Annotated in this window: 3 protein-coding genes; 1 reads left to right on the top strand and 2 read right to left on the bottom strand. The window is 69.2% G+C overall.

The genetic code is table 11. The features are described from left to right. Positions 1 to 166 precede the first annotated feature (166 nt). A complete protein-coding gene (locus ABF648_RS11935) occupies positions 167 to 1,075 on the top strand; it encodes a Sir2 family NAD-dependent protein deacetylase (protein WP_415632469.1) in 909 nt (302 codons plus the stop codon). A gap of 29 nt (positions 1,076 to 1,104) precedes the next feature. Here the strand turns inward: ABF648_RS11935 and ABF648_RS11930 are convergent, their stop codons facing one another. Together ABF648_RS11930 and ABF648_RS11925 are read right to left on the bottom strand one after the other, a co-directional pair. Then, positions 1,105 to 2,097, bottom strand: coding sequence for a DUF2207 domain-containing protein (locus tag ABF648_RS11930; protein WP_415632468.1), 993 nt, complete (start codon positions 2,095 to 2,097; stop codon positions 1,105 to 1,107). A 64-nt stretch (positions 2,098 to 2,161) separates the two neighbouring features. Further along, the coding region (locus ABF648_RS11925; RefSeq protein ID WP_415632467.1) for a phospho-sugar mutase at positions 2,162 to 3,629 on the bottom strand (1,468 nt) is incomplete at its 5' end.

The following is a 3,629-nucleotide window of genomic DNA, read 5'->3' as shown; positions in this document are numbered from 1 at the left end:
CCCCCCGCCCCCGGGCCCCCCCCGCCCCCCTCCCCCCCCCCCTAGGGGCCACCCGGCCCCCCCGGGGGGCCGCCCCCGCCCCCCCCCCCCCGCCCACGGCGTGGGTTCGTTGGCTCGCTCCCGGTGAGGACGAGGCCGGATTGATGTGATGTCTAGCCTGGGGGTCATGACCTCAGGGGCTCCGGCTGCGATGCGCAGCCATGTCCGTCGCGCGACCAGTCGCTGGCAACCCTCCACACATGTGCACGGCACCCTCGACGAGGCACGCGAACTGATCCGCGCCGCCGGGCAGGTGGTGGTGCTCACCGGCGCCGGTATCAGCACCGGCTCGGGGGTCCCCGACTACCGGGGACCGATGTCGATCCGCGCAACGCCGATGATGTACAAGGAGTTCCTCTCCGATCCGCTGGCGCGTCGGCGCTACTGGGCCCGCAACTACCAGGGCTGGGCTCGGCTGTCGCATGCTCAGCCCAACGAGGGCCATCGGGCCCTCGCCCGATGGGAACGCCAGGGCCATCCCGGCGTTCTGCTGGGAGTGATCACCCAGAATGTCGACGGTCTGCACGAGGCCGCCGGGAACCGTCAACTCATCACACTGCACGGGCGAAGCTCCGATGTGGTCTGCCTGCGCTGCGGGCGGGTGCAGCCCCGTGTCGAGATGCAGGAGGTGATGCGCGATCTGAATCCGGGGATATCGCTGCTCACCGGAGTGGGGCATGCCGAGCTGCGTCCGGACGCGGACGCCGAGGTGGAGGACTGGAAGGATTTCGTGGTGCCGGATTGCCCGCACTGCGGTGGCCTGCTCAAGCCCGATGTCACCTTCTTCGGCGAGACGGTGCCCACGCCGAGGGTCGCGGCATCCTTCGCCTGGTGCGAGGGGGCGGGGGCCATGCTGGTGGCCGGCTCCTCCCTCACCGTGATGTCAGGTCTGCGTTTCGTGCGCCGGATGGCTCACCGCCACGCCTCGGTGATCATCATCAATCACGGTTTCACAAGGGGAGACAACCTAGCCACGGTGCGCCTGGACGGGGACACCACGCAGCTGCTGCCGGAACTGGTCGGATTGCTGCGCTGAGCCGGCCGCACCTCTCCGCCAGCAGTGAGCTACCAGCGAAGCGGCCCGTCGTCAGGAATGGCCTCCTCGTGACGATCCGCCAGCAGGATCGATGTCGACAATTCATTGACCAGCTCGCTGAGGGCGGCCAGAGGCCCCTCCCGGTGCCAGAAAGTCTCCTTCGACGGCAGATACCACAGTGTCTTCGGCCTCAGTCGGCCCTCGTCCACGAGCTGCTGGAACAGCGTCACCCACTGGTCCTGGCTGCCGAAGATGACCGTCCACGGTAGATATTCGCTGAAGGCCCTCGGATGATGCTGCCAGTCGATGAGACCCGGGTCGCCCGCCGACAGGAATTCCTGGAATGCCTCGAGTTGCCTGCGCACCTCGGTGCCCTGAGGGGTCCGGGCGGCCATCAACGGGCCGGACGCCGCGATCACCAGACCAGCCAGCACCAGCGCGACTCCCAGCATTCCTGCACCGGCGACCATGCTCAGCGGCCATATCAGTACCGCGCCGGTGGCACCGACGATCGAACCTGCCAGCCTCATCTGATGGCGTCCCTTGGAGGGTGGAACGCGGAAGAAGCCCAAATCGTCCACCCGGCGTTCGATGCCCTGCCGCACGGTGCCGAAACCGCCCTTCGTGCTGGTGATCTGCAGGGTGCTCGTGGTTCTGCGCCGCCTGCCCTGCACGGTGGGGAAGAGCTTCTTCAGCATTGTCCGCTCGTAGGTCTCCAGCTGGCTCGGGGTACTGCCGGTGCGCCGAAGTGTCCAGGAGCCGTCCTCCTCGTGCTGGACGCTGAGGCAGCCGCGTACCGTCAGATCGATGATCGTGGCCACCAGATATCTGGTCGCCACGCGGGTGCGCAGCAGGACTCCCGCTTCGGCTGGATGAAGACCAGGCGGGGCAGAATCCACCACTCCACCCTCGCCGCTCTGCATGACCGCCGTCCTGGCGCGACCATCGCGGCCGCGGGTCAGAACCAGCACCGCAGCGACGGCGAATGCTGCCACGACGATCAAGATCGCGCCGATGATCACCCTGGCAGGCTAACAAGGCTGGGCGCGCGGCGGGAGTGTGCGTGGCGACCAGAAGGCGAGGGGATCAGCTCAGATCCACCAGCGTGGCGACCTCGGCCCTCAGTGCCGACATGGCCTGCGAGGCCCGTGCCCGGCAGATCTCCAGATCACCCCCGTCGTGAGAGGGGTCGGCGATGATTTCCAGATAGCACTTGAGTTTCGGCTCGGTGCCCGACGGGCGCACGAAGACCCGCACCCCTGGGCGGGAGAATTCAAGGGCATCGATGGCCGGCATCGTCCCGGCCGCAACGAGCAGATCGCGCCTGCTCACCGGCACCCCGCCCAGCGTGGTACGCGGCTGGGAGCGCAGCAGAGCCATCGCGGCAGAGATGCGCTCGTGGTCGTCCACCCGCCAGGCGACCTGGCTCGTCAGATGCACACCGTGGGCCCGGTCGATCTCGTCGAGGCGGTCACCCAGCGTGCGGCCCTCGGCCTTGAGCGCGGTGGCCGTCCGCAGCACCGCGACGGTGGCGGAGATGCCGTCCTTGTCCGCCACGTGCGCAGGGTCGCAGCAGTAGCCGATCGCCTCCTCGTAGCCGAAGGCCAGCTCTGGCACCCGGCCGATCCACTTGAAGCCCGTCGGCGTCGTCACAAGATTGCGGCTAGCAGCTGCGGCGATCGAGTCGATCTGACTGCCGGAGACCACCGACCGCGCAAGCACGCCGGGCGCGCCACGGCGCACCGCATCGTCGGCCAGTACAGATCCGAGTTCATCACCGGTGAGACGCCGCCAGCCCGTGGGGCCGGGGATCGCCACGGCACAGCGATCAGCATCCGGGTCGGTCGCGATGGCCAGATCTGCGCCGGTCCCGCGGGCAAGGGCCATGGCCAGGTCCATCGCACCCGGCTCCTCGGGATTGGGGAAGGGCAGGGTCGGGAAGTCCGGATCGGGTGCGGCCTGTTCGGGCACCTCGATGGGCTCGGGGAACCCGGCCTCGGCACTCACCCTTGTGACCAGCTCTGCCCCCACCCCGTGCATGGCGGTGTGCACCCAGCGCAGTTCGGCGTCCGGCGACCCGCCGGCCTGCGGTGACGCCAGGCTGACTGCTGCGGCGCAGTACGCATCGACCAGCTCAGGGCCTGCCCGGCGCCAGTCGTCGCTACGTGCCAGATCCTTCGGGGGAGTGGCACAGGCCTGCTCGATCAAGCCAGAGATCTCCAGGTCACTGGGGGGAATGATCTGCGAACCGGAGTCGTCGTAGACCTTGTAACCGTTGTCGGCGGCCGGATTGTGCGATGCCGTGACGACGATTCCAGCGGCGGCCCCCAGATGCCTCACCCCGAAGGCGATCACGGGAGTGGGCACCGGATCTTCCACCAGCACGACATCGAGCCCGGCAGCCGCCATCACCTCGGTGGAGTCCCGCGCGCAGCGCGCCGCACCGTGCCGGGCATCGTGCCCCATCACCCCCCATGCACCGGCGCCCTCGCGGGCCCGCCCCCCGGCCGCCACCCCGGCCCCCGCCCGCCCCACCCCCCCGCGGGTGAGTCCG

Origin of the sequence: Propionibacterium sp. (assembly GCF_047719395.1) — a bacterium.
In the GTDB taxonomy this organism is placed as follows: Bacteria; Actinomycetota; Actinomycetes; order Propionibacteriales; family Propionibacteriaceae; genus Propionibacterium.
This window is presented reverse-complemented; position numbering and strand designations above follow the sequence as displayed.

Bases quoted from the DNA above. Each gene is read 5' to 3' on its own strand.
- ABF648_RS11935 (WP_415632469.1), top strand. From the start codon at position 167: ATGACCTCAGGGGCTCCGGCTGCGATGCGCAGCCATGTCCGTCGCGCG.